This window comes from Limnohabitans sp. T6-20 (genome assembly GCF_003063505.1).
Taxonomy (GTDB): Bacteria; Pseudomonadota; Gammaproteobacteria; order Burkholderiales; family Burkholderiaceae_C; genus Limnohabitans_A.
The window spans coordinates 1,072,975-1,099,622 of record NZ_NERW01000001.1 but is presented as its reverse complement, the minus strand read 5'-3'; the positions used below and the strand labels follow the sequence as shown (position 1 = coordinate 1,099,622).

Genomic DNA, 26,648 nt, shown 5'->3' with positions numbered 1-26,648 from the left:
CATGAAAAAGCCGCTTCACAGCGGCTTTTTCTTTGCCTGCATGACCCATAGGGCATGCCCAGCGCATCTCATGTCGCGTTGAACTGCAGCGCAGCCAAACTGGCGTACAGCCCGCCCTTGGCCTGCAACTCGGCGTGGGTGCCCTGCTCCATCAGCCGTCCGCGCTCCAGCACCCAGATCACATCGGCGCGCTGCACCGTGGCCAGGCGGTGCGCGATCACCAGCGTGGTGCGGCCGACCATGGCTTTGTCCAAAGCGGCTTGCACCATCTTCTCGCTTTGCGCATCGAGCGCGCTGGTGGCTTCGTCCAGCAGCAAGAGCGGTGGGTTCTTCAATATGGCCCTTGCAATCGCGATGCGCTGGCGCTGACCGCCCGACAGGCGCACGCCCCGGTCGCCCAAATAGGTGTCAAAGCCCTCAGGCAGCTCGCGGATGAACTCTTGCGCGTAAGCCGCTTCGGCGGCAGCGTGCACTTCTTCCACGCTGGCCTCGGGGCGGCCGTAGCGGATGTTCTCGATCACCGTGCCCGAAAAAATCACGGGTTCTTGCGGCACGATGGCCATGCGGCCCCGCAGGTCGTGCAGGTCCATTTGGTCGATCGGCACGCCGTCCAGCACGATGCGGCCGAACTGCGGGTCGTGAAAGCGCATCAGCAAATCGAACAGCGTGGTTTTGCCCGCGCCGCTTGGGCCCACCACAGCCACTGTCTGGCCCGGGTGGATTTGCCCACTGAGCTGGTCCAGCGCCCAGGTGTCTGGGCGCGAGGGGTAGTGAAACCGAACCGATTCCAGCTGCAAGGACGAGCCGCCTTGCGGCCAGCTAGCCTTTTGCAGTTTGGCAGCGATCTTCAGATTCGACTCTGTGTGCAGCAACTCCATCAGGCGCTCGGTGGCCCCGGCTGCGCGCAGCATGTCGCCATACACCTCGCCCAGCACCGCAAAGGCGCTGGCCAGCAAGATCACGTAAAACACCGTCTCGCCCAGTTGGCCTGCCGTGCTGGTGCCTGCGCGCACCGCCAGCGTGCCCATGTACAGGCCCCAGAGCAGCACCGCGCTGGACGCCATGATGATGAAACCCACCAGCACGGCGCGCGCACGGATGCGGCCCTGGGCTGTGCCCAAAGCGCGGGCAGTCGAGTCGATGAAACGGCGCGTCTCACGGCCTTCGGCGGTGTAGCTTTGCACCACGCTGATGGCGTTGAGCACCTCTGAGGCGATGGCGCTTGAGTCGGCCACGCGGTCTTGGTTGGCGCGAGAGAGACGGCGCACCCTGCGGCCCAGATAGACGCTCGGGAAAATCACCGCCGCCAGCACCGCCACCACTTGCAGCATCAGCACAGGGTTGGTCCACACCAGCATCAACAAGGCGCCCGCGCCCATGACCAGATTGCGCAGCCCCATCGAAAACGAGGAGCCCACCACGGTTTGCACCAGCGTCGTGTCATTGGTCAGACGTGAGAGCACTTCGCCCGACTGCGTGGTTTCAAAAAAGGCAGGGCTTTGTTTGAGCACATGGCCATACACCGCGTTGCGCAGGTCACCCGTGATGCGCTCGCCCAGCCAGCTCACGGTGTAATAACGCCCGGAAGAAAACATGGCCAAAGCCGCTGCCACGCCAAACAACTGCAAAAAATTGCCCGACAGCTGCTCGGCCGTGGCCCCGGTCGACAGGCCTTGGTCAATCAACTGGCGCAAGACCCACGGAAAAGCCAGCGTGGTGCCTGCGGCCAGCAGCAAGAACAACGCTGCCAAGACCAAAGCCCACCGATACGGCTTCAAAAAAGGAACAAGCCCAGTCAGAGATTGAGGAGATGCTGTCATGTATGGATAAATGCTCCGCGCAAAGTAAAACACCGCAAGCACTTGCGTACTTACGGTGTAAAACTGGTGGCCTGGGACGGAATCGAACCATCGACACGCGGATTTTCAATCCGCTGCTCTACCAACTGAGCTACCGGGCCGGAAGCAAGATTATAGCAGAGGAAAAGGCGTGTTCCGGTGAATCACGGACAAATCAGCCATTGCGTTTGCTGCGAGACAAGTCCACACCCAACTGTTTGAGTTTTCGGTACAAGTGGGTTCTCTCAAGGCCCGTCTTCTCCGCCACTTTCGTCATGGAGCCGGCTTCATGGGCCAGGTGAAATTCAAAGTAAGCCTTTTCAAAGGCATCGCGAGCCTCTCGCAAAGGTCGGTCTAAATCGAAACTTTGCTGAACCTCCAGCACAACGCTGGCGATATCGCTGCCCATCAACGACGAAGGCATCACGCTGGCTGCTTGCGTGGCCAACAGCGAACTCACCGCCTGTTTGACTTGGTCTCTGGCCAAACCCTGTTCAACAGCCTTGAGCAATTTCTGCAAGGTGATGGGTTTTTCCAGGAAGGCTTGGGCACCAATCTTGACGGCCTCCACCGCTGTATCAATGGTGGCGTGTCCGCTCATCATGATCACGGGCATGTTGAGCAAGCCGGCGGTCGCCCATTCTTTCAAGAGACTCACGCCATCGGTATCGGGCATCCAGATATCGAGCAGCACCAAGTCGGGTCGCATGCGCAAACGTGCTTCGCGTGCCCTGGCAGCGTTTTCGGCCAGCTCGACTTGATGCCCTTCATCGAACAGGATTTCAGAGAGCAGATCACGTATTCCCAGCTCATCGTCAACGACCAAAATATTTGCCATATTGTCTGCGTGTCTCTGTTCAATAAGCGGGCTGATTCAATTTGCCCTTGGTTGTTTCCAGTGCGAATGATAGCGAGACTTGCGCGCCTTTGATGTCGCCATCCTGCATCACATTGCTCAGCTCAATTTTGGCCCCGTGTTCATCGGCAATTTTTTTCACCACGGCCAAGCCCAATCCCGTGCCTTTGGCCTTGGTTGTGACGTAAGGTTCAAACGCACGCTTGAGGATATTGGGCTCAAAACCAGGCCCCGTATCGGACACGACCAACCGAACCCTGTTGCGTGCGGCATTCCATTCGGTGCGCACGCCCACGCGTGCGTCTTGGGCCGGTTCACCTTTTGACTCGCAGGCATCCTGTGCGTTTTGAAGCAGGTTGTGGATCACTTGCCGAAGTTGCTGTTCATCACCCAGGATCGGCGGGCACGTTGCGTCAAGTTCCGTAACCACCATGGCGCGGTGGATCTGATCGGCAGGCTCATTCGCATACAGCACCATCAGATCAGAGATCAGGGCATTGAGCTGAACCGGCTTCAAATCGGCAGAAGGCAGTCGGGCATAGTCGCGAAACTCATTGACCAATCGCTTCATGGCATCGACCTGGTCCACGATGGTCTTGACCGACTTGGCCAGCACCGCGTCGTCTTGGGCATCCAACTTGCCGATCAATTTTCTCTGCAATCTTTCAGCGGACAGTTGAATGGGGGTCAGCGGGTTTTTGATTTCATGCGCCAGACGTCTGGCCACTTCACCCCACGCCTGCGCTCGCTCAGCCGAGACGATTTCCGAAATGTCATCGAACACCAAAAGGCGCATCCCATCTGGCAGTACCGCACCACGGGCCAACAAGGTCACCGCTGTTTCAGACAGGCCTTGGCCCGTTGCATGAATTTCAAAAGATTTTTGCCAATGGTCCAGCTCATGGGCGCCGCTGTCAGCGCGCAACATCGCGAATTGGCCAAGAACGCCTTGCGCAAACCCTTCGAGCGCAGGTAAGCTGAGCAAGGACATGCCCTTGTACGCCGCCACCGGCACACGCAAGATGCGCGTGGCACCCGGATTGGCCGACTGAATCACGCCTTGTGCATCGAACACCATGACACCGGCGGTCAAGTTGTCCAAAATCGTTTGCAAATTGCCACGGGCCGTATCCAGCTGAACCAGGCTGCGCTGTACATTGGATCGAGCATCCGACAACTGTTGCGTCATGTCGGCGAACGAACGCGTCAGCCCCCCAAGTTCATCGTTGCCTTGCAATGCCAACTTGGGGGTCAAATCGCCCGAAGCAACCTGGCGCATACCATGCGCCAGCAACAGCAAAGGCCGAGCCAACTGGTTGCCCAGCACCACGGCCAACAAGATCGCCCCAAGTACCGCCAAAAACAAGCTGAGGGTCAGCGTGCCGATGTACATGCGCCGAAGGCCTTCACGCGCTAAGGCGCGCTCTTGGTATTCGCTGTAAGCGGACTGAACCTCCAGCGCGTTGTTGACCAGCGTTGGTGGCAAGTCTTGCGTCACTTGCAACAAGCGTCGGTCTTCATCAAACGCAAGGCCCGATTGGGGCAACAAGACCAGCGCCTTGATGCGCCCTTTGTCGCCCCCCGGAATGGCTTCATCAAACCCCTCGACCCATTCGATGTGGCCTTTTTGACGCGCCTCTTTGATTTGCTGACTCGGCGGTAACTCCGGTCTGATCTGGAAACGCGATTGGCCTGCGCTGGCCACCATGCGGCCACTGGTCGTCCACAGCACCGCATCACTGACGCCCAGCTGCTCGCGTATTTTTTCCAGGGCGACGCCCGCGCTCACATCGGCAACATCGCTCAGTTGAGCCGCGGCAACACGCGATTGCTTGGCCAGATCCGTGCTCAGCGTGTCCAATGTGGCTCGCCCCAGATTCAGCCCCGCCACCAGCGCCGCTTCCACCTTGACGTCAAACCAGCTTTCAATCGAGCGTGATACGAACTGGTAGGACACCACATAAATCAACACACCGGGAATCACCCCCACCAGCGCAAAAATGCCGGCCAGTTTGACCAGCAAACGGGAGCCGAATTGACCACGGCGAAGTCGAAGCAGCAGCCGGACAGCGCCCCACAAGATGGTGATCAAGAGCCCACTGGCCACCACGGCATTGATCAGCGTCAGCCACTGGTAATTCTGGTTGTAGCGTTCACGGTTGCCCGTGGCTTGTGTCATCAACACCAGCAAGCCCAAACCAATCACCACCATCGCCAAAGCACCCAAACCCAACAGCCATCGGCTGGTACGCGATGCCTGCATCACTTGCTTCTCGGAACGACGGATGGAGAGCCCCACGTCAGCGCACCATGTCTGTTGTCAGGCGCAATTGCCTGCTCGCCACCAAGGTCCACTCAGCCTGGTTGCCCGCTGCGATCTGAAAAGGGCGTGGCAGCTGGGAAATATCCAGCCGGAAACGGTAGGCGATGTATTGCCGGGCATCCAGATCCAGGTCGGCCATTTCGGCCACTTTCCAGCCGGATTGACGTCGAATGACGTCCAGCGCTTCGGACAGCGTTTCAAAATTTTGCGAGATGCTGCCCGCCAGGCCCGAACCCGAAATGGGCTCGTTCGAGACATTCAAGCGCCAACGGCGCGTCAGCGGTTGAAAGGCCAAGCGGTAATAGCGCGTGGACATGCCAATTTTTCGGTCATACCAATACCATCGGTCGCGCATGACCTCAGCCTCGGCAACAAAGTGAACCGCCAGGCCTTTGAGCAACGCGTCCTCAACGGCGGGCCCCAGCTCCAGTTTCAGCTGAGCGGTCACGAACAACGCAGCGTCCCGACGCTCGGCGCGCAGCTCTGTCAGCTCAGCCACCGAGGTCTGGGCCCAAGCGCAAGACGCGACAAGCAGCCAGGCCCCCAGGACCCAGCGAGTCATGCGCCCGAGCTCAGCTGCGGCGCTTTTCCAGCAGTGCGTAATAAAACCCATCATGTTCACCCAATGGATTGTGCTCGACTGGCAGACCACTTGGTGTCTGCCCGGGTATCAAATGCCCTGGAGAGGGCTGCAATAAGGCATCTGTGTTGCGTTGAAGAAACGCTTGCACGGTCTCATCTCCCTCGGCCTTGAAAACCGAACAGGTGCAATAAAGCAAGTGCCCACCGGGCTTCAACAAGGGCCAAAGGGCTTTGAGCAAGCTCTCCTGAGTTTTGGCCAATTGCCCGCTGTCTGTGGGTCTGCGCAGCCAGCGCACATCCGGGTGCCTTCTCACAATGCCCGATGCTGTGCAGGGCGCGTCCAGCAAAATAGCGTCAAACGGCTCACCGTCCCACCATTGATCGGGCTGGCCGGCGTCTGCGGCGCGCACTTGGGCACGTTGACCCAAGCGCTGCAAATTTTGATGAATCCGCTCGCAACGGGATTCGTCCACATCCAGTGCCAGCACATTCGCGTGGGGGTGAAGCTCCAGCAAATGTCCGGTTTTTCCCCCGGGCGCTGCGCACGCGTCCAGAATTTTCCAGGGTTGCGTCGGGTCCAAGCCTTGCATGAGCAGGGGGGCCGCCACTTGTGCTGCCGCATCTTGCACAGACACATGGCCCGCAGAAAAGCCAGGCAACAAGTGCACGGGCATGGCCTTGCTCAATTGCAGGCCCTGCGAGCCCACGACCCGGGATGACACACCCATCGCGTCAAGCTGCTGCTGATAGGCGGCCACAGTGTGATGTTGACGGTTGACACGCAACGTCATCGGCGCAGGCTTTTGGGCCATGTCCAGCAGTTCCTGCCATTGCTGCGGGTGATCCGCCTGCAGGCGCTCTATCCACCAGCGCGGATGATTCCATTGCGCCTGGAGGTTGCCATCGGTCTGATGCACCAAGTCATCACGTTCGCGCATGAAACGGCGCAGGCAGGCATTGATGAACCCGCTTTGGGCTTGGGTTTGCCGTTGTTTGCGCGCGGCCTCTACCGTTTGGTTGACCAGCGTATGAACAGGGTATGGGGCATCTACTTCGCTCCAGCACAGGGCCAGGGCCGTGCAGAGCAAAGCATCCACCGCAGGTGGTGGTGTTTTAGCGGCCAACTGCTCACGCAAAGCGGTCGCACGGCCCAGTTGTCTCAAGGCCAAAAAACTCAGGGCTTGAACGCCTGGACGCAAATCCTGAGAAACGCCCTCCAGCTGTGCTGTCAGTGAGCGCCCCTGGCGTGTGGCCTGTACGGCTGCAGCCGTTGCTTGCAGCAAGCGCCACAAAGGTGGCGACTGGCCCGTTGCGGGTTGTCCGGTCAATGGGGGCATGGGTGTCATGGTCAGATTCAAGCAGCACCCATGGACAAATCCATGCGCATCGCTGGTTTGAGATTCAAGCGTCTGGCCAACCAAGATGCCGGCCGCATGGCCAGCGCATCGTTGTAGGCGGCCACCGCCACATGGTAGGGGATGAGTGCGGCAGGCAGTGTTTGACGCATCCGGTTCAAGGCAATGTCGAGGTCGGGCTTGACCGCATCGTTGGCCGTTTGCAGCATCAGTCGAATTTCAGCGAGCACCTTCAGGTGCTGCGCGATCACCTGTTTCTGGCTTTCACCATCCAGGGGTTGCAACCGAGCTTGAGACAAGGCCTCCAACAACTCGTCACAAGCCTGCTGCAAGCTTTGCAATTCATCTGCGTCTGCTTCAGCCGTCAGCGACTGGCGCGCAGCGATGCCGCCTTGCATGCGCACCAGCAAACGGAGCCATACCGCGTCGACACTGCTCCACTGGCGAACAACCTCTGCGCGCAAACGCACCAAGCGGTTGTGCGCCCCGACCGCCCAAAACAGGGTGACGGCCAACAGCAGGCCAAAGATCAATGCCCCCATGGTTTTACCTCCGCTGAATCCTCGCCATAAAAACAGCCCCTGACCGCAAAACGGTGCAGGGGCTGATCCGTGGTCACCCGATGAAAGGTGAACCCATCACTTAGGCGGCTTCGCCTGCGTCTGTGACTGTATCTTCAGTCGCCTCGCCAGCCAAGTCGGCCGCTTCGGCATCGGCAATCGCACGGCGCTCTGCGTCGTCCATGGCGTCCTTGACTGCACGGGCTTTGTGATAAGCCAAGCCTGTACCTGCGGGGATCAGACGACCCACGATCACGTTTTCCTTCAAGCCGCGCAACTCATCGCGCTTGCCCATGATGGCCGCTTCGGTCAACACACGGGTCGTTTCCTGGAAGGAAGCGGCCGAGATGAACGAATCGGTCGACAAGGAGGCCTTGGTGATACCCAGCAACAAGTTGCTGAATGTCGCAGGGATCTTGCCTTCACGTTGCAATGCATCGTTGGTGTTGAGCATTTCGGAACGCTCAACCTGCTCGCCGGAGATGTAGGTGGAGTCACCAATGTTCTCCACCACCACGCGACGCAACATCTGACGAACAATCACTTCAATGTGCTTGTCGTTGATCTTCACGCCTTGCAAGCGGTAAACGTCCTGCACTTCGTCGACGATGTAGCGGGCCAGCTCTTCGATACCCAAGAGGCGCAAGATGTCTTGTGGGTCGGCGGGGCCGTCCACAATGCTCTCGCCCTTGTTGACCACTTGGCCTTCGTGCACCAGGATGTTCTTCTCTTTGGGGATCAGTTCATCCCAGACCTTGCCTTCAGGATCTGTGATCTGCAAGCGAACCTTGCCTTTGGTCTCTTTACCAAACGACACGGTACCGGTGATCTCTGCCAACATGCCTTTGTCTTTGGGCGTACGGGCTTCGAACAGTTCGGCCACACGTGGCAAACCACCGGTAATGTCTCGGGTCTTCTGACCTTCGACAGGGATACGGGCCAGCACTTCGCCCGGGCCCACATCCATGCCGTCGCGCACCTGGATCAGCGAGCCGATCTGGAAACCAATCGTCACCGAGTGGTCTGTGCCAGGAATCTTGACTTCTTTGCCTTGCGCGTCGATCAGTTTGACCTGTGGACGGATGACCTTGGCTGCACCGCGACGCTTGGGGTCGATGACCACCAAGGTGGACAAACCGGTCACTTCGTCGAGCTGCTTCGCAACGGTCATGCCCTCTTCGACGTTCTCGAACTTCACCTGACCGGCGAATTCCGTGATGATCGGGCGGGTCAATGGATCCCAGTTGGCCAAGATGGTGCCAGCCTTGATGGTCTGGTCCGCCTTGATGGCCAAGATCGCGCCGTAAGGCACTTTGTGACGCTCGCGCTCACGGCCGTGCTCACTGATCACGATTTCGCCAGAGCGGGAAATCACCACCAACTCACCTTTGGTGTTGGTCACGTAACGCATCGTGGCATTGAAGCCGATGGTGCCGTTGGACTTGGCTTCCACGCTGGAGGCGACGGCTGCACGCGAAGCTGCACCACCAATGTGGAACGTACGCATGGTCAGCTGGGTACCCGGTTCACCAATGGACTGGGCAGCGATCACACCCACGGCTTCGCCGTTGTTGACCAAGCCGCCACGACCCAAGTCGCGGCCATAGCACTTGGCGCACAAGCCAAAACGTGTGGCACAGGTCAATGCTGTACGCACCTTGACTTCGTCGACGCCAACGGCTTCGAGCTCATCGATCAGGTCTTCATCGAGCATGACGCCCGCAGGAGCCAAGACAGAACGGTTCTCTGGGTGCAAGACATCATCGGCCACAGTTCGGCCGAGGATACGGTCACGCAAAGATTCGATGACTTCACCACCTTCGACGATGGCGCGCATCAGCGAACCATCAGACGTACCGCAATCGAGCTCGGTCACAACCAAGTCTTGTGTCACGTCCACCAGACGACGGGTCAGGTAACCCGAGTTGGCGGTCTTCAAAGCCGTGTCGGCCAGACCTTTACGCGCACCGTGGGTCGAGATGAAGTACTGCAACACGTTCAGACCTTCACGGAAGTTCGCCGTGATGGGGGTCTCAATGATCGAGCCGTCAGGCTTGGCCATCAGGCCACGCATACCGGCCAGCTGGCGAATCTGCGCTGCAGAACCACGGGCACCGGAGTCGGCCATCATGTAAATCGAGTTGAACGATTCCTGATCGACTTCATTGCCATGGCGGTCGATGGTCTTCTCTTTGCGGAGCTGGTCCATCATCACCTTGGAGACGACGTCACCGGCTTTGCCCCAGATGTCGACCACCTTGTTGTAGCGCTCGCCAGCGGTCACCAGACCAGAGACGTATTGCTGCTCAATGTCGCGAACTTCTTTTTCAGCCGCTTCAATGATGGCTGGCTTCTCTGGCGGTACCAACATGTCGTCGATACCAATCGAGATACCGGCGCGTGTGGCCAGACGGAACCCGTTTTGCAACAGCTTGTCGGCGAACACCACGGTCTCTTTCAAGCCGCACTTGCGGAAAGACGTGTTGATCAGCTTGGAAATTTCTTTCTTCTTCAAAGCCTTGTTCAGGTTCGAGAAAGGCAGGCCTTTGGGCAAAATTTCCGACAGCAATGCACGGCCCACGGTGGTCTCGACCATCGACACCGATGAAGTGAATTCACCTGTGACTTTGTCTTTGGTCCACTCGGTCATGCGCACGTTGATCTTGGCGGTCAACTCGACGGCATCCGCATCCAATGCGCGCTGCACTTCACCGATGTCGGAGAAGATGAGGCCCTCGCCCTTGGCATTGATGCGGTCACGGGTCGCGTAATACAGACCCAACACCACGTCTTGGGACGGCACGATGGAAGGTTCGCCAGACGCAGGGAACAAGATGTTGTTCGAAGCCAGCATCAGGGTGCGGGCTTCCATCTGGGCTTCCACCGACAGCGGCACGTGAACAGCCATCTGGTCACCGTCGAAGTCGGCGTTGAAGGCCGCGCAAACGAGGGGGTGCAACTGGATGGCTTTGCCTTCGATCAGCAGAGGCTCAAACGCCTGGATACCCAAACGGTGCAGCGTAGGCGCACGGTTGAGCATCACGGGGTGCTCTTTGATGACTTCTTCCAGGATATCCCACACCACCGGTGTACCGGCTTCGACTTCCTTCTTGGCCGCCTTGATGGTCGTCGCGATGCCCATGGCTTCGAGACGGGCAAAGATGAAAGGCTTGAACAGCTCGATGGCCATCAACTTGGGCAAACCGCACTGGTGCAGCTTGAGGGTTGGGCCCACGGTGATGACGGAACGACCGGAGTAGTCGACGCGCTTGCCCAGCAAGTTCTGACGGAAACGACCGCTCTTGCCTTTGATCATGTCGGCCAAAGACTTCAAGGCGCGCTTGTTGGCGCCGGTCATGGCCTTGCCGCGGCGGCCGTTGTCCAGCAAGCTGTCCACGGCTTCTTGCAGCATCCGCTTTTCGTTGCGAGCGATGATCTCGGGGGCCTTCAGTTCCAACAAACGGCGCAGACGGCTGTTGCGGTTGATGACGCGGCGGTACAGGTCGTTCAGGTCGGAAGTCGCAAAGCGACCGCCGTCCAGTGGCACCAGCGGACGCAGGTCCGGTGGCAACACGGGCAACACTTCGAGCACCATCCAGCCTGGCTTGATGCCAGACTTCTTGAACGCTTCGAGCACTTTGAGGCGTTTGGAGTTCTTCTTGACTTTGAGTTCGGAGCCGGTCAGATCACCACGCAGGCGCTCAATTTCGCTTTCGATGTCAATGCCTTCCAGCAGCTCACGAATGCCTTCGGCACCCATTTTGGCCGTGAATTCGTCACCGTATTCCTTGACCTTGGCGTCGTAGTCGTCTTCGGTCATGATGCCGAATTTCTTCAGCGGAGTCATGCCGGGATCGGTCACCACATAAGCTTCAAAGTAAAGCACGCGTTCGATGTCGCGCAGTGTCATGTCGAGCACCAGGCCCAGACGCGATGGCAAAGACTTCAGGAACCAGATGTGGGCGCAAGGCGCTGCGAGGTCGATGTGACCCATGCGCTCACGACGCACTTTGGTTTGTGTGACTTCAACGCCGCACTTCTCGCAAATGACGCCGCGGTGCTTGAGACGTTTGTACTTGCCGCACAAGCATTCGTAGTCTTTGATGGGGCCAAAAATCTTGGCGCAAAACAGACCATCACGCTCGGGCTTGAAAGTACGGTAGTTGATGGTTTCCGGCTTTTTCACTTCACCGAAAGACCACGAACGGATCTTCTCGGGCGATGCCAGGCCGATGCGGATCGCATCGAAGTGGTCATCGGGCGTGAACTGCTTGAACAGGTCGAGTAGTGATTTCATGGTTTAAATCCTTTGCCTGTGAATTAAGAACGCTCGAGCTCGATGTCAAGGCCCAGCGAACGGATTTCCTTGACCAGCACGTTGAACGACTCGGGCATGCCCGCTTCGATGGAGTGTTCGCCTTTGACGATGCTCTCGTACACCTTGGTACGGCCTTGCACGTCGTCAGACTTCACGGTGAGCATCTCTTGCAGAACGTAAGAGGCGCCATACGCTTCCAAAGCCCACACTTCCATCTCACCGAAACGCTGACCACCGAACTGCGCCTTACCACCCAGCGGCTGCTGTGTGACCAAGCTGTAAGGACCGGTCGAACGGGCGTGCATCTTGTCGTCCACCAAGTGGTGCAGTTTCAAGAAGTGCATGTAGCCAATGGTGGTTGGACGGTCAAAGGCATCGCCTGTGCGGCCGTCAAACAGATTGGCTTGTGTGCGTGTGGCTGTGAGGCCTTTGGCCTTGGCCAAGTCATCTGGGTAAGCCAAGTGCAGCATGGCGCGGATTTCTTCTTCGGCCGCACCGTCGAACACAGGCGTTGCGAATGGGAAACCTTCTTTGAGGTTGCCAGCCATGGCCAAGACTTCGTCGTCGGTCAGTTGCGACAGGTTCTCTTTGCGGCCCATGCTGTTGTACAACTGTTCAAACAGCTTGCGCAATTCAGCAATTTTTTCAACACGCTGGGTTTCAGCCTGCAGCATGTTGCCGATGCGCTGGCCAATGCCTTTGCCGGCCCAACCCAAGTGGACTTCCAGCACCTGACCCACGTTCATACGCGAAGGAACGCCCAAGGGGTTCAACACGATGTCCGCAGGGGTACCGTCGGCCATGTAAGGCATGTCTTCGACAGGCACGATCTTGGAGACCACACCTTTGTTACCGTGACGGCCGGCCATCTTGTCACCAGGCTGCAAGCGACGCTTGACGGCCAGATAGACCTTGACCATTTTGAGCACGCCTGCTGGCAACTCGTCGCCTTGTGTGAGCTTTTTGCGTTTTTCTTCAAAAGACAAGTCAAAGCTGTGACGGGTCTGCTCCAGCGAGTTCTTGATGGACTCGAGTTGCATGGCCACGTCGTCTTCCGCAGGGCGGATGTCGAACCAATGGAACTTCTCGACCGACTCCATGTAGGCTTTGTCGAGCTTGGTGCCTTTGGCCAGTTTTTGAGGGCCGCCATTGGCCACACGGCCCACCAGCAACTTCTCGATACGGTCAAACGCGTCGGCTTCCACAATGCGCAGCTGGTCGTTCAGGTCCAGACGGAAACGCTTGAGTTCGTCGTCGATGATCTGCTGGGCGCGCTTGTCGCGCACGATGCCTTCACGTGTGAAGACCTGCACATCGATCACGACGCCGGAGCTGCCTTGGTCCACGCGCAACGAAGTGTCTTTCACATCGCTGGCTTTTTCGCCGAAGATGGCGCGCAACAGCTTCTCTTCAGGCGTGAGGGTGGTCTCGCCCTTGGGCGTGACCTTGCCGACCAACACATCGCCAGGTTGCACTTCTGCTCCCACGTAGATGATGCCGGAGTCGTCCAGACGGCCCAGCTGCTGCTCGGACAAGTTGGGGATATCGCGCGAAATTTCTTCGGCACCCAGCTTGGTGTCGCGGGCCATGACCACGAGTTCTTCGATGTGGATCGAGGTGTAACGGTCTTCCGACACGACACGCTCGGAGATCAGGATCGAATCTTCGAAGTTGTAGCCGTTCCAGGGCATGAAGGCGATCAGCATGTTCTGACCAATGGCGATTTCGCCCAGGTCGGTCGATGCACCGTCGGCAATCACATCACCCTTGGCCAGCTTGTCGCCACGCTTGACGATCGGACGCTGGTGGATGTTGGTGTTCTGGTTGGAACGCTGGTACTTGATCAGGTTGTAGATGTCCACACCCACTTCGCCAGCCAAAGCCTCTGCGTCATTCACGCGGATCACGATGCGGGTCGCGTCGACATAGTCCACGATACCGCCGCGTGTGGCTGTGACCACCGTACCCGAGTCGACCGCTGCAACGCGCTCGATACCGGTACCGACCATGGGCTTTTCAGGGCGCAGCACAGGCACCGCCTGACGGGACATGTTCGCACCCATCAAAGCGCGGTTGGCATCGTCGTGCTCAAGGAACGGCACCAAAGAGGCCGCAACCGACACGATCTGGGCAGGTGAGACGTCCATGTACTGGATGCGCTCGGCGCCGCACAAAATGGATTCGCCTTTTTCACGGGCAGAAACCAGATCACCAGTCAGCTTGCCGTCTTTGTCCAATGTGGCGTTGGCCTGGGCAATGACGTACTTGCCTTCTTCAATGGCAGACAAGTAATCGATGTTCATCGTGACTTTGCCGTCGATCACTTGGCGGTACGGGGTTTCAATGAAACCGTACTCGTTCAAGCGGGCGTACAAGGCCAGCGAGTTGATCAAACCAATGTTTGGACCTTCAGGTGTCTCGATAGGGCAAACGCGACCGTAGTGGGTCACGTGCACGTCACGCACTTCAAAGCCAGCACGTTCGCGGGTCAAACCACCTGGGCCAAGAGCCGAAACACGGCGCTTGTGAGTGATCTCGGCCAACGGGTTGGTCTGGTCCATGAACTGGGACAACTGGGAAGCACCGAAGAACTCTTTCAACGCAGCCGAGATCGGCTTGGAGTTGATCAGGTCATGCGGCATGAGTGGCTCTTGCTCGGCCTGACCCAAACGCTCTTTCACGGCTTTTTCGATACGTGCCAAACCGGTGCGGTATTGGTTTTCTGCCAACTCGCCCACGCAACGCACGCGGCGGTTGCCCAAGTGGTCGATGTCATCGACTTCGCCATTGCCGTTGCGCAAGTCCACCAGGATCTTGACCACGGCCAAGATGTCTTCGTTGGTCAACACCATGGGGCCCGTGGAGTCAGGACGACCCACACGTGCGTTGAACTTCATGCGACCGACGCGCGACAAGTCGTACGTGTCGGGGTTGTAGAACAAGCGCTGGAACAGGGCTTGCACAGCATCTTCTGTGGGTGGCTCACCAGGACGCATCATGCGGTAGATGGCCACACGTGCAGCAAACTCGTCCACGGTTTCGTCGATGCGCAGGGTTTGCGAAATGTACGCACCCTGATCAAGTTCGTTCGTGTAGATGCAAGGCAAATCCTGAATACCCGAGGTGCGCAGCTTCTTCAGCAAGGCTTCGGTCAGTTCTTCGTTGGCCTTGGCGATGATCTCGCCAGTATCCGCTTCGACAATGCTGCGTGCGACAACGCGACCCAACAGATAGTCTTCTGGCACGCTGATGTGCGTGGTGCCCGATTGCTCGAGTTCACGGGTGTGGCGAACGGTGATCCGCTTGTCTTTGGCCACCACCACTTTGCCGGACTTGTCGGTGATGTCAAAACGAGCCACTTCACCGCGCAGACGTTCAGCCACAAATTCCATTTGTGCGCCGCTGTCCATCAGACGGAAATTGTCGTTGACGAAGAAGTTCGCCAGGATCGACTCGGGGTTGAGGCCAATGGCCTTGAGCAGGATCGACACAGGCATCTTGCGGCGACGGTCGACACGGAAATACAAAATGTCTTTGGGGTCGAATTCGAAGTCGAGCCACGAACCACGGTAAGGGATGATGCGGGCGGAAAACAGCAATTTGCCCGAGCTGTGGGTCTTGCCCTTGTCGTGTTCAAAGAACACGCCGGGCGAACGGTGCAACTGGGACACGATCACGCGCTCGGTGCCGTTGATGATGAAAGAGCCTTTGTCGGTCATCAAGGGCACTTCGCCCATGTAGACCTCTTGCTCTTTCACTTCCTTGACTACTTTGTTCTGCGAAGTCGAAGAGTCGCGGTCGTAAATGATGAGTTGTACACGGGCACGCACAGCGGAGGAGAAAGTCAGACCACGGGTCTGGCATTCACGCACGTCAAACGCTGGTTTGGCCAAGTTGTACTCGACGAATTTCATCTCCACAAAACCGTTGTGGGACACGATGGGGAAAGCCGATTCAAAAGCAGCTTGCAGACCTTCGTGTGTGCGTTTGGATGAAACAACACCTGCTTGCAAGAAGGACGTGTAAGCGTCTTTTTGCATTTGCAGCAGGTAAGGAACTTCGAGCACGCTTTCGCGGCTGCCGAAACTTTTGCGGATTCGCTTGCGTTCGGTGTATGAATAGGCCATGAGATCTCCGGGCTTGATCTTTCAGAACTGTGTGCTGCGCGAGCTTTTAGACTCGCACAACGGGCTTGGCGGCTGGCCTCTACCAGCGTTGGCGGACGATTGCGCATTGCACGCAACCCGAACCAAGGGTTTTCTGCAGTCGGGTCAGAAAACACTGGAAAGCAGACTTTTGTAAATCCACTTTCCGGTGTTTCGCTAAAACACTGGAAAGCAGACTTGTTGAAATCTGCTTTTCAGTGCTTTCAGAACAATCAAAACGCAGGCCTTATCGACCTAATTTTCTGTGCGTCCTTCAAGCACCAAAGGCTGGAGGCCCTTTCGGACACTCCAGCCTTGGATCGCAACCGAATTACTTGAGTTCGGCCTTGGCGCCGGCTTCTTCCAGCTTCTTCTTAGCGGCTTCAGCGTCAGCTTTTGGCAGGCCTTCTTTGACCGCCTTAGGAGCGCCGTCCACCAAGTCTTTGGCTTCTTTCAAGCCCAGACCTGTGATTTCGCGCACAGCTTTAATCACGGACACTTTGTTCGCGCCGGCTTCCAACAACATCACGTTGAAGTCAGTCTTCTCTTCAGCAGCAGCAGCGGCACCGCCACCAGCAGCAGCAGGAGCCGCCATAGCGGCAGCGCTCACGCCAAACTTCTCTTCGATGGCTTTCACCAGTTCGTTGAGTTCCATGACCGTCATGCTGTCCAGCGCGGTCAAAAATGCGTCTTTATCGAATGCCATTTTTATTTCCTAACAATTGGTTAAAACACGAACGCTGGCCTTAAGCGGCAACAGCTTCGCCTTCGCCTTTTTTGGCCGCCAGGGCACCCAACACCACAGCGGTGCGGGACATTGGCGACATCAGCAAGCCACACAACTGAGCCAACAACACTTCTTTCGAAGGGATGTTTGCCAATTGCTTAACGCCATTGACGTCCAGGGCTTTACCTGCAAATGCACCTGCGCGAATCACCAACTTGTCGTTGGTTTTCGCGAAGTCAGCCACCACCTTAGCGGCGGCAACGGCATCAACAGAGAAGCCATAGATCAGCGGGCCGGTCATCTGGTCGGCGACAACTTCAAACTGCGTACCTGTCACAGCACGGCGCGCCAAGGTGTTTTTCAACACCGTCAGCGAAACGCCGAGGCTGCGAGCTTTGACGCGCAAGTTTGTCATGTCAGCGACCGTGATACCACGGTATTCCGCCATCACAAGCGTTTGAGCTTTAGCGGCGAGGTCGGTCACTTCGGTAATGACCGCTTCTTTCTCACTGCGATTCAGACTCAAGGTCTACTCCTTTTTATGTGTTTTTCGGGTCCCCCCTGAAACACGCCTATTTGCAGCGACCAACTGTTCAGGATCTTCATCCATCTGCAGCGGGATCGCCATCTGCGTTGGCCCAAACCTTCAAGTGAACTTGTCAGTTTGTTGATTAAGCACAGCAATGTGTGCACCAACGGTCTTGGATGGCCTGCAGTCCTTTTGCAAGGTTTGCAGCCCACCACATTGAGCAGGCTTTACAGCCCGCTCAAATTTTTATCGCAATCAAGCTGCGATGGATTGTGTGTCAACGCGAACGCCCACACCCATGGTCGAAGACACAGCCACTTTGCGCAGGTAAACACCTTTGCTGGTTGCTGGTTTGGCTTTCACCAAGGCTTCGATCAATGCAGCCAAGTTGCCCTGCAACTTGTCAGCGTCGAACGAACGGCGACCAATAGTGCCGTGCACGATACCGGCTTTGTCAACGCGGAACTGGACCTGACCAGCTTTGGCGTTGCGCACAGCAGTAGCGACGTCAGGGGTCACGGTGCCAACTTTGGGGTTAGGCATCAGACCACGTGGGCCCAGAATTTGACCCAAAGTACCCACAACGCGCATGGCGTCAGGGGCTGCGATGACCACATCGAAAGGCATGTCGCCAGCTTTCACGCGGGCAGCCAAGTCGTCCATGCCGACCACGTCAGCACCAGCGGCACGGGCTTCGTCAGCCTTGGCACCTTGGGCGAACACAGCGACGCGTGCAGTTTTACCGGTGCCGTTAGGCAACACGACAGCACCACGAACCACTTGATCAGATTTCTTGGCATCGATACCGAGTTGCACGGCCACGTCGATGGACTCATCGAACTTGGCATTGGCGCAATCTTTCACGATCACCAAGGCATCGGCCAAGGCGTACAGCTTGTTGCTGTCCACTTTGCCGATAAAGGCTTTTTGCTTTTTAGTGAGTTTGGACATTTACACGCCCTCCACATTCACGCCCATCGAGCGGGCAGTACCAGCGATGGTGCGAACGGCTGCATCCATATCGGCGGCAGTCAGATCTTTCATCTTGGTCTTGGCGATTTCTTCCAGCTGAGCGCGAGTGATCTTGCCCACCTTTTCCAGACCTGGCTTGGTCGAAGCCTTGTCGATCTTGATGGACTTCTTGATCAGCGTCGCTGCAGGCGGCGTCTTGATGATGAAGGTGAAGGACTTGTCTGCAAACGCAGTGATGACCACTGGCAATGGCAGGCCCGGCTCAACGCCTTGGGTCTGGGCGTTGAACGCCTTGCAGAATTCCATGATGTTCAAACCACGTTGACCCAATGCTGGACCAATAGGTGGTGATGGATTGGCTTTACCAGCTGGCACTTGCAGCTTGATGAAGCCGACGATTTTTTTCGCCATGCTTTTCTCCTTTCGGGTGCAAACGCTCAAGATGCTTTGATCCTGAGCTCCCCGGGGTTAACGACTCTGAGATATTGCTTGGCGCCGAGTCGGTAAGCGCCAAACAGAAAATGGAAACAGGTCAGGTTTTTTCGACTTGCCCGAACTCCAACTCAACCGGTGTCGCGCGACCAAAAATGGTGACCGAGACACGCATCTTGTTGCGCTCGTAATTGACTTCTTCAACGGTGCCGTTGAAGTCTGTGAATGGACCTTCTTTGACGCGAATGTATTCACCCACTTCAAACTCGACTTTGTGGCGAGGTTTGTCGGTGCCCTCTTGCATCTGGCTCACGATTTTCTGAACATCGGCTTCAGAAATAGGCGCCGGACGGTTTTTGGCACCACCCACAAAACCCGTCACTTTGTTGGTGTGCTTCACCAAGTGCCAAGTTTCGTCGTCCATCACCATTTCCACCAGCACATAGCCAGGGAAAAATTTGCGTTCGGTGGTGCGCTTTTGACCGTTCTTGACTTCCACGACCTCTTCGGTCGGGACCAAAATGCGGCCGAACTTGGACTCCATGCCCGAGCGCGCGATGCGTTCAATGATGTTGCGCTCAACCGCTTTTTCCATGCCCGAGTAGGCATGGACCACATACCATTTCAGGTCTGGGTTGGTAGAGGAGCCCGCCATCGGCGCGTTGACTACTGCATCGTTCATTATTTTTTCCACCCAAGAATCAGATCGTAGAAAACCCATTCCAGAGTTTTGTCGGTGAGCCACAAGAACAGCGCCATCACCACCACAAAGGCGAACACATACGCGGTGATCTGCATGGCTTCTTTGCGCTCCGGCCAGACCACTTTCTTGACTTCACGCACCGCATCACGGCCAAAAGCAATCAACTGGCGACCCGACTCAGAAGTCAGGAAAACCACAACCGCCACCACCAGGCAGACCAACAAGCCAGCCCATTGGGCCAAGCTGCCTTGGCCGGCCAACATGTAATAGGCCACCAATGCAGCGATGACCAATGCACCGGCCAATGCCAGACGCATCTTGTCGCCAGTAGCACCCACGGTTTGAACTTCGGACGTTGCCATACGGCTTGAAACCTTTGTTGAGCCCCCTTTCAAGAGGACTCTTATCAGACAAGGAAGCCCGCTAGAGTCTAGCGGGCTTGAAAATCCACCTTTTCAGGTGGCAGGGGCAGTAGGAATCGAACCTACAACCTTCGGTTTTGGAGACCGACGCTCTGCCAATTGAGCTATACCCCTACATGAACCTCTTTAGGCGATGATCTTGGCAACGACGCCAGCGCCAACAGTGCGGCCGCCTTCGCGGATGGCGAAGCGCAAGCCTTCTTCCATCGCGATGGGGTTGATCAACTTCACAGTGATCGACACGTTGTCACCAGGCATCACCATCTCTTTGCCTTCTGGCAATTCGATCGCGCCTGTCACGTCAGTCGTACGGAAGTAAAACTGTGGACGGTAGTTGTTGAAGAAAGGCGTGTGACGGCCACCTTCGTCTTTGGACAAGACATAGATCTCGCCCGTGAAGTGGGTGTGGGGCTTGATCGAGCCGGGCTTGCACAGCACTTGGCCGCGCTCGACGTCTTCGCGCTTGGTGCCGCGCAGCAAGATACCGACGTTGTCACCAGCTTGACCTTGGTCCAGCAGCTTGCGGAACATCTCAACGCCTGTGCAAGTGGTCTTGACGGTGTCTTTGATACCCACGATTTCGATTTCTTCGCCGACTTTAACGATACCGCGCTCGATACGGCCAGTCACCACAGTGCCGCGACCCGAGATGGAGAACACGTCTTCCACTGGCATCAAGAAAGCACCGTCCACTGCGCGGTCAGGCGTAGGGATGTAAGTGTCCAAAGCTGCAGCCAGCTTCATGATGGCTTCTTCGCCCAATGGGCCTTTGTCGCCTTCGAGGGCCAGCTTGGCAGAACCCTGGATGATCGGTGTGTCGTCGCCTGGGAAGTCGTACTTGGACAACAACTCGCGCACTTCCATCTCGACCAGTTCCAACAACTCAGCGTCGTCAACCATGTCGCACTTGTTCAGGAACACGATGATGTAAGGCACGCCAACTTGACGGGCCAACAAGATGTGCTCGCGGGTCTGAGGCATAGGGCCGTCAGCAGCGGAGCAAACCAGGATCGCGCCGTCCATCTGGGCAGCACCGGTGATCATGTTTTTCACATAGTCAGCGTGGCCTGGGCAGTCAACGTGAGCGTAGTGGCGGTTTTCTGTTTCGTACTCCACGTGGGCGGTGTTGATCGTGATGCCACGGGCTTTTTCTTCGGGCGCTGCGTCGATCTGGTCGTACGCTTTGGCTGCACCGCCGAACTTGGCTGCCAACACGGTGGTGATGGCGGCTGTCAGTGTGGTTTTGCCGTGGTCAACGTGACCGATGGTGCCCACGTTCACGTGGGGTTTGGTCCGTTCGAATTTCTCTTTTGCCATATCTTCGACTCCGAAAAGTAGTGGTCAACAACCAAGACAGAGGGCGCACAACTCTCATTGCGCGCCCCAAAACTGGTGCCCTTGGCGGGAATCGGACCCGCGACCTCTCCCTTACCAAGGGAGTGCTCTACCACTGAGCCACAAGGGCAAAATCTTCTTACAAACTCATCCTGGTGACTGGAGCGGGAAACGGGAATCGAACCCGTGTCATTAGCTTGGAAGGCTAAGGTTCTACCATTAAACTACTCCCGCACTGATTGCGCCGCACGAGTGGATGCGACGCCAATGCTTGGAAACCATTTCCAATTGCTCAAATCAACCGGCATAAGCCAGTTTGCTGGTGGAGGAGACTGGATTCGAACCAGTGTAGGCGTAAGCCAACAGATTTACAGTCTGCCCCCTTTAGCCACTCGGGCACCCCTCCAGAAGCGAGTCTCAGATTATGCCATCTTTTTATGACGCCCCGCAAATTTACGCACAACTTTTTCACCATTCAATGGGTTTTTCTCCGATTCGCATCCAGAACTCATTCGCTTGCGTGAAGTGACCACACCCCAAAAAAGGCACCGGAGGCCGCATCGCAGACAAGGGCGAAGGGTGATTGGCTTGCAAAATCAAATGGTGCTGCGAACCACCGATGGCATCAATCCACTGTTTTTTGGCCTGCGCATGGGCACCCCACAGCATGAACACCACAGGGCTCGGGCTTTTCGCTACAGCAGCCACCAATTGATCGGTCAAAACCTCCCAACCCCAACGCGCGTGACTGGCGGGCTGCCCCGCCTCCACCGTCAAACAAGTGTTGAGCAGCAACACGCCCTGTTGAGCCCAACGCACCAATGAGCCTTGCGCCGGAACAGGAACTTGCAAACTCTGCTGCAACTCCTTGAAGATGTTGCGCAAACTGGGCGGCAGACGCACCCCGGGGGCGACCGAAAAGGCCAGGCCTTCGGCCTGACCCGGTCCGTGATAAGGGTCTTGGCCCAGAATCACCACACGAACTTGACTCAGAGGCGTCAAGGTGAGCGCCCTGAACGGCGCTGGGGGATAGATGGTTTTCCCTGCGCTCAACGCCTCTGACAAACGCACAGACAAGGACTGTCCTGCAGAAGAAGCGAGGAACTCCCGCACCAACGGTGCCCAGCCCTCGTCCAGACCGTGCAAATCGGGTGGCCATTGCTTCAAACAGTCGGCCTGAGTGGCCGGATCGTCAAAGGCCAAGGTCTGCTGAGCTGCGGCCTTGGGCATCAAGCAAAGAGTTTGGCCAGCGCTTCACCAGGCTCTGCTGCGCGCATGAAAGCCTCGCCGACCAGGAAAGCGTTGACATGGGCTTCACGCATGCGCTTGACATCGTCGGCAGACAAAATACCGCTCTCGGTGATCAACAAGCGGTCTGCAGGAACCGAAGGCAACATGTCCAGCGTGGTCTGCAAAGAGACCTCAAATGTCTTCAGGTTGCGGTTGTTGATGCCCACCAAGCGGGTTTTCAACTTCAGCGCACGGTCCAATTCTGCCCGGTCATGCACTTCGACCAGCACCGCCATGTCCAGGCTGCGCGCCACCGCCTCCATCTCGCCCATTTGCGCATCGTCCAGACAAGCAGCAATCAACAAAATGGCATCAGCGCCCATCGCACGTGCTTCATAGACCTGGTAGACGTCGATCAGGAAGTCTTTGCGCAGCACAGGCAAGTCGCAGCTGGCACGGGCTTGCTTCAGAAAATCCACGCTGCCCTGGAAGAACTGCTTGTCCGTCAAGACCGAAAGGCAGGCCGCCCCATGCTCGGCATAGCTTTGGGCGATGTCGGCCGGGATGAATTCCTGACGCAGCACGCCTTTGGATGGACTGGCTTTCTTGATTTCAGCAATCACTGCAGCCTGCCCTGCGGCAATTTTGGCGCGCAAGGCACCTTCAAAGTCGCGTGTCAGCACGCGGCTTTCGGCATCCGCCCGAACCATGGCCAAAGATTTCTTGGCCAAGGCTGCAGCGACTTCTTCGCGTTTGACGGCGACGATTTTGTCGAGGATGTCACTCATGGTTTTCTTTCCTGTCCGGGCTCAATGGCACCGGTTTTCAAAATTCGAACAAAAATGCGGTGCATCACCAACCCGACCACCACCAACAAAGCCGATACGCCCACAGCGATCCAGGCCCCTTCGTCATGCCACATGGCTCAAACCGCCGACTGGCCAAAGGCCACAAACTGCGCCAGCTTGGCTTTGGCCGCACCAGATTCGATGGCCACACGGGCACGCTCCAGGCCATCTGCGATGCTGCTGGCCACATTGGCCGCGTACAAAGCGGCTCCAGCATTGATCATCACGATGTCCCGCGCCGCGCCGGGCTGATTGTCCAGCACGCCCCGCAACATGGCCATGGACTGCTCGGGGGTTTCCACCTTCAAAGCACGGTTGCTGGCCATGGTCAGGCCAAAGTCTTCGGGGTGGATTTCGTATTCGGTGATCTGCCCTTTTTTGAGCTCGCCCACCAGCGTGGCGGCACCCAGGCTGATTTCGTCCATGCCATCGCGGCCATAAACCACCACAGCGTGCTCCGCGCCCAAGCGCTGCAAGGCGCGCACCTGAATGCCCACCAGGTCCGAATGAAAAACGCCCATCAGGATGTTGGGGGCGCTGGCCGGGTTGGTCAACGGACCCAGGATGTTGAAAATGGTGCGGACACCCAACTCTTTGCGCACCGGGGCCACGTTTTTCATGGCCGGGTGGTGGTTGGGTGCAAACATGAAGCCAATGCCCACCTCTTCAATCGAACGCGCAATCTGCTCAGGCGTGAGGTGGATGTTGCCCCCCAATGCCTCGACCACGTCGGCGCTGCCCGATTTGCTGCTGACGCTGCGCCCGCCGTGCTTGGCGGTTTTGGCCCCCGCAGCCGCGGCCACAAACATCGCACAAGTGGAGATGTTGAAGGTGTGCGCGCCATCCCCGCCTGTGCCCACGATGTCCACCAAGTGGGTGGGGTCGGCCACATGCACCTTGGTCGAAAACTCGCGCATGACCTGTGCGGCAGCGGTGATCTCACCGATGGTCTCTTTTTTCACGCGCAGGCCAGTGATGAGCGCCGCCGTCATGACGGGCGACAGCTCGCCGTTCATGATCATGCGCATGATTTTGAGCATCTCGTCATGAAAGATTTCGCGGTGCTCAATGGTGCGTTGCAACGCTTCCTGGGGGGTGATGGGCATGGGGGTTTCCTTGCAATGAATCGAAGGGGGTAAAGGCGTCAATGCGCGGGCGCATCCGTCAGGGCCAGTTTGAGACCAAAGCCGACAAACATGCACCCTGCCAAACGGTCCTGGTGCTGCAGTCCGCGCTGCAAAAAGCGGGCACGTTGCGACAACCAGGAGGCCGCCAGCGCCCAGGCCATGCAGATCAACAGGCCATTGAAATTGAACAAGCATCCGAGCCACACAAAGGTCCAGGCAGGATCGAGCGTGTTGGCCGGAATGAATTGCGGCACGAATGCCAGAAAAAACAGCGCCACTTTGGGGTTCAAGACATTCGTGGCAAACGCCTTGAGGAAAACCCAGCGCAAGCCAGGCGTCTTCTCGCCCTCCACTTGGGGCAACATGGCATTGTTGGCATCCCAAGCCACACTAGGCGACTTGGCCGTGGCCATCAGCAAGCGCACCCCGATCCACACCAGGTAAGCCGCCCCCAACCATTTGACCGCATTGAACGCAGTGGCAGAAGTGGCCAGCAACGCGCCCACACCCAAGGCCGCCGCCCCCACATGCACAAAACACCCGGCTGTGATGCCCCATGCGGCCACCAAGCCTGAACGCACACCTCCGCGCAAAGACTGGTTGATGATGAAAAGCACGTCAGGTCCGGGCGTGAGGTTGAGCAACACGCCTGCCGCCATGAACATCCAAAGTTGCTGAGCGTCTGGCATGGTTTGAAAATCAGTAAACGGCCGAACGTGCGAGGCCTTGCGCCACGTCTCCCGCCGGGGTTTGCATGAAGCGGCGAGTGCAGGCCAACGCATGGTCAATGCCTGCGGCGTCCACACCCAGATGGGTGACAAAACGCAGCCCAATCAAACCAGTCGCCAGAACACCCTGGGCCTTCAAGGCCTCCAGCAGAGCCGGACCTCGGCCATCTGCCACGTCCACAAACACGATGTTGGTCTGCGCCGAGCGCACACTCAAGCCGGGCATGCCCTGCAAGCCTTGCGCCAGACGTTGGGCCAAAGCATGGTCATCGGCCAAGCGATCTACATGGTGGTCCAGCGCGTGTAAAGCCGCAGCAGCCAACACACCCGATTGGCGCAAGCCACCGCCCAGCACTTTGCGCCAGCGCAAGGCTTTGGCGATCAGTTCGTGCGAGCCGCACAGGGCTGAACCCACAGGAGCCCCCAAGCCCTTGCTGAAGCACACAGACACGCTGTCAAAGTGGTCCACGATGCGGCGAACACGGTCGACCACCGTGCCGCCTTGGGCGTCGGCGACTGCCGCATTGAACAGCCGGGCACCATCCAGATGCACGGCCAGGCCATGCCGCCTGGCCAGGCCCGTGGCTTGCGACAGGTAGTCTTGCGACATGACGTGGCCGTTCCAGGTGTTCTCAAGTGCCAGCAATCGTGTGCGGGCGAAGTGGCAATCGATGGGCTTGATGGCGGCCGCGATGTCGGCCAACGCCATTTCGCCCACACTGTTTTGCGCGAGCGGCTGCGGCTGGATACTGCCCAGCACGGCCGCACCACCGCCTTCGTAGCGGTAGGTGTGGGCGTTTTGGCCCACGATGTATTCATCACCCCGCTCGCAATGCGCCATCAGGGCGCACAGGTTGCTTTGCGTGCCCGAAGGCATGAACAAGGCCGCCTCTTTGCCTGTGATCTGCGCGATGCGTGTTTGCAAGGCATTGACCGTGGGGTCATCGCCAAACACATCGTCACCCAAAGGAGCACTCAGCATGGCCTGGCGCATCGCCGCCGTGGGTTGCGTGACGGTGTCGCTGCGCAAATCAATCATGGCCGCTCCAAAAAGTTTTTGAGCATGGCATGGCCATGCTCGGTGAGGATGGATTCCGGGTGAAACTGCACACCTTCGATGTCGAGCTCGGTGTGGCGCACACCCATGATCTCGCCATCGTCAGTCCAGGCCGTGACTTTCAGGCAAGGCGGGCAAGTGGCCCGCTCAATCGCCAGCGAGTGGTAGCGGTTGACGGTGAATTTTTCGGGCAAGCCCGCAAACACACCTTCTTGCGTGGTGGTGATGACGCTGGTCTTGCCATGCATCAGCTCTTGCGCACGCACGATTTTGCCGCCAAAGGCCGCGCCAATGCTTTGGTGTCCCAGGCACACACCCAAGATGGGCAGCTTGCCTGCAAAGTGCTGCATGGCCGCCACCGATATGCCCGCCTCTGCGGGTGAGCAAGGGCCCGGCGAGATCACCAGGCGATCGGGTTGGCGCGCGGCAATGCCTTCCAGGGTGATTTCGTCGTTGCGAAACACCTCGACCTCTGCGCCCAATTCACCAAAATACTGCACGATGTTGAAGGTGAAGGAGTCGTAGTTGTCGACCATCAGGAGTTTGATTTTTTTCGACATA

21 protein-coding genes and 5 tRNA genes are annotated in these 26,648 nt (G+C 57.6%); all 26 read right to left on the bottom strand.

Annotated features, from left to right (window positions below; all coding sequences use genetic code 11):
- Positions 1-68 precede the first annotated feature (68 nt).
- The 26 genes from B9Z33_RS05340 to B9Z33_RS05215 all read right to left on the bottom strand — a co-directional run bounded on the left by B9Z33_RS05340 (position 69) and on the right by B9Z33_RS05215 (position 26,647).
- The gene (locus tag B9Z33_RS05340) at positions 69-1,820 is read right to left on the bottom strand and encodes an ABC transporter transmembrane domain-containing protein (RefSeq protein ID WP_108285887.1); all 1,752 of its coding nucleotides are present in this window, start codon (positions 1,818-1,820) and stop codon (positions 69-71) included.
- A 64-nt stretch (positions 1,821-1,884) separates the two neighbouring features.
- Positions 1,885-1,960: transfer RNA gene (locus tag B9Z33_RS05335), tRNA-Phe, on the bottom strand.
- Positions 1,961-2,013: 53 nt separating this feature from the next.
- On the bottom strand, positions 2,014-2,676 hold the full coding sequence (locus tag B9Z33_RS05330; protein ID WP_108285886.1) for a response regulator: 663 nt from the start codon (positions 2,674-2,676) through the stop codon (positions 2,014-2,016).
- A gap of 19 nt (positions 2,677-2,695) precedes the next feature.
- The gene (locus B9Z33_RS05325; protein ID WP_108285885.1) at positions 2,696-4,957 is read right to left on the bottom strand and encodes an ATP-binding protein; all 2,262 of its coding nucleotides are present in this window, start codon (positions 4,955-4,957) and stop codon (positions 2,696-2,698) included.
- A 37-nt stretch (positions 4,958-4,994) separates the two neighbouring features.
- The gene (locus tag B9Z33_RS05320) at positions 4,995-5,579 is read right to left on the bottom strand and encodes a DUF4390 domain-containing protein (protein ID WP_108285884.1); all 585 of its coding nucleotides are present in this window, start codon (positions 5,577-5,579) and stop codon (positions 4,995-4,997) included.
- Between the two features lie 10 nt (positions 5,580-5,589).
- The gene (gene rsmB / locus B9Z33_RS05315; protein ID WP_199220285.1) at positions 5,590-6,936 is read right to left on the bottom strand and encodes a 16S rRNA (cytosine(967)-C(5))-methyltransferase RsmB; all 1,347 of its coding nucleotides are present in this window, start codon (positions 6,934-6,936) and stop codon (positions 5,590-5,592) included.
- Positions 6,937-6,953: 17 nt separating this feature from the next.
- Positions 6,954-7,496 (bottom strand): hypothetical protein, encoded by a 543-nt coding sequence (locus tag B9Z33_RS05310; RefSeq protein ID WP_108285883.1) that lies wholly within the window; start codon positions 7,494-7,496, stop codon positions 6,954-6,956.
- 100 nt (positions 7,497-7,596) lie between these two features.
- Complete coding sequence (rpoC, locus tag B9Z33_RS05305) at positions 7,597-11,811, bottom strand: DNA-directed RNA polymerase subunit beta' (RefSeq protein ID WP_108285882.1); 4,215 nt, start codon at positions 11,809-11,811, stop codon at positions 7,597-7,599.
- A 23-nt stretch (positions 11,812-11,834) separates the two neighbouring features.
- The gene (gene rpoB / locus B9Z33_RS05300; RefSeq protein ID WP_108285881.1) at positions 11,835-15,959 is read right to left on the bottom strand and encodes a DNA-directed RNA polymerase subunit beta; all 4,125 of its coding nucleotides are present in this window, start codon (positions 15,957-15,959) and stop codon (positions 11,835-11,837) included.
- A gap of 349 nt (positions 15,960-16,308) precedes the next feature.
- Complete coding sequence (gene rplL, locus B9Z33_RS05295; protein WP_100120358.1) at positions 16,309-16,683, bottom strand: 50S ribosomal protein L7/L12; 375 nt, start codon at positions 16,681-16,683, stop codon at positions 16,309-16,311.
- 40 nt (positions 16,684-16,723) lie between these two features.
- Entirely contained in the window at positions 16,724-17,230 is a 507-nt protein-coding gene (gene rplJ / locus B9Z33_RS05290; protein WP_108285880.1) for a 50S ribosomal protein L10, read from the bottom strand.
- 258 nt (positions 17,231-17,488) lie between these two features.
- Complete coding sequence (gene rplA / locus B9Z33_RS05285; protein WP_108285879.1) at positions 17,489-18,184, bottom strand: 50S ribosomal protein L1; 696 nt, start codon at positions 18,182-18,184, stop codon at positions 17,489-17,491.
- Positions 18,185-18,616 carry a 50S ribosomal protein L11 gene (rplK, locus tag B9Z33_RS05280; protein WP_019430860.1) on the bottom strand — a complete coding sequence of 144 codons (432 nt, stop codon included), beginning with the start codon at positions 18,614-18,616 and terminating at the stop codon, positions 18,185-18,187.
- Positions 18,617-18,737: 121 nt separating this feature from the next.
- A complete protein-coding gene (gene nusG / locus B9Z33_RS05275; protein ID WP_108285878.1) occupies positions 18,738-19,319 on the bottom strand; it encodes a transcription termination/antitermination protein NusG in 582 nt (193 codons plus the stop codon).
- A complete protein-coding gene (gene secE, locus B9Z33_RS05270; RefSeq protein ID WP_108285877.1) occupies positions 19,319-19,702 on the bottom strand; it encodes a preprotein translocase subunit SecE in 384 nt (127 codons plus the stop codon). Before secE ends, nusG begins: the two co-directional genes overlap by 1 nt.
- Positions 19,703-19,800: 98 nt before the next feature.
- A tRNA-Trp gene (locus B9Z33_RS05265) sits at positions 19,801-19,876 on the bottom strand.
- 12 nt (positions 19,877-19,888) lie between these two features.
- Positions 19,889-21,079: an elongation factor Tu gene (tuf, locus tag B9Z33_RS05260; RefSeq protein WP_100174243.1), complete on the bottom strand. Its 1,191-nt coding sequence runs from the start codon at positions 21,077-21,079 to the stop codon at positions 19,889-19,891.
- A gap of 73 nt (positions 21,080-21,152) precedes the next feature.
- Positions 21,153-21,227 (bottom strand) — tRNA-Thr (locus tag B9Z33_RS05255).
- 30 nt (positions 21,228-21,257) lie between these two features.
- Positions 21,258-21,331, bottom strand: a tRNA-Gly gene (locus B9Z33_RS05250).
- Between the two features lie 86 nt (positions 21,332-21,417).
- Positions 21,418-21,503 (bottom strand) — tRNA-Tyr (locus tag B9Z33_RS05245).
- A 62-nt stretch (positions 21,504-21,565) separates the two neighbouring features.
- A complete protein-coding gene (locus tag B9Z33_RS05240; RefSeq protein WP_108285876.1) occupies positions 21,566-22,327 on the bottom strand; it encodes a uracil-DNA glycosylase in 762 nt (253 codons plus the stop codon).
- A complete protein-coding gene (trpC, locus tag B9Z33_RS05235; RefSeq protein ID WP_108285875.1) occupies positions 22,327-23,115 on the bottom strand; it encodes an indole-3-glycerol phosphate synthase TrpC in 789 nt (262 codons plus the stop codon). Before trpC ends, B9Z33_RS05240 begins: the two co-directional genes overlap by 1 nt.
- Before the next feature lie 137 nt (positions 23,116-23,252).
- A complete protein-coding gene (gene trpD, locus B9Z33_RS05230; protein WP_108285874.1) occupies positions 23,253-24,281 on the bottom strand; it encodes an anthranilate phosphoribosyltransferase in 1,029 nt (342 codons plus the stop codon).
- A gap of 38 nt (positions 24,282-24,319) precedes the next feature.
- Positions 24,320-24,991, bottom strand: a complete 672-nt coding sequence (locus B9Z33_RS05225; protein ID WP_108285873.1) for a LysE family translocator — start codon at positions 24,989-24,991, stop codon at positions 24,320-24,322.
- 10 nt (positions 24,992-25,001) lie between these two features.
- On the bottom strand, positions 25,002-26,069 hold the full coding sequence (gene ltaE / locus B9Z33_RS05220) for a low-specificity L-threonine aldolase (RefSeq protein WP_108285872.1): 1,068 nt from the start codon (positions 26,067-26,069) through the stop codon (positions 25,002-25,004).
- Complete coding sequence (locus B9Z33_RS05215; RefSeq protein WP_199220284.1) at positions 26,066-26,647, bottom strand: aminodeoxychorismate/anthranilate synthase component II; 582 nt, start codon at positions 26,645-26,647, stop codon at positions 26,066-26,068. Before B9Z33_RS05215 ends, ltaE begins: the two co-directional genes overlap by 4 nt.
- Between the last annotated feature and the right edge of the window lies 1 nt (position 26,648).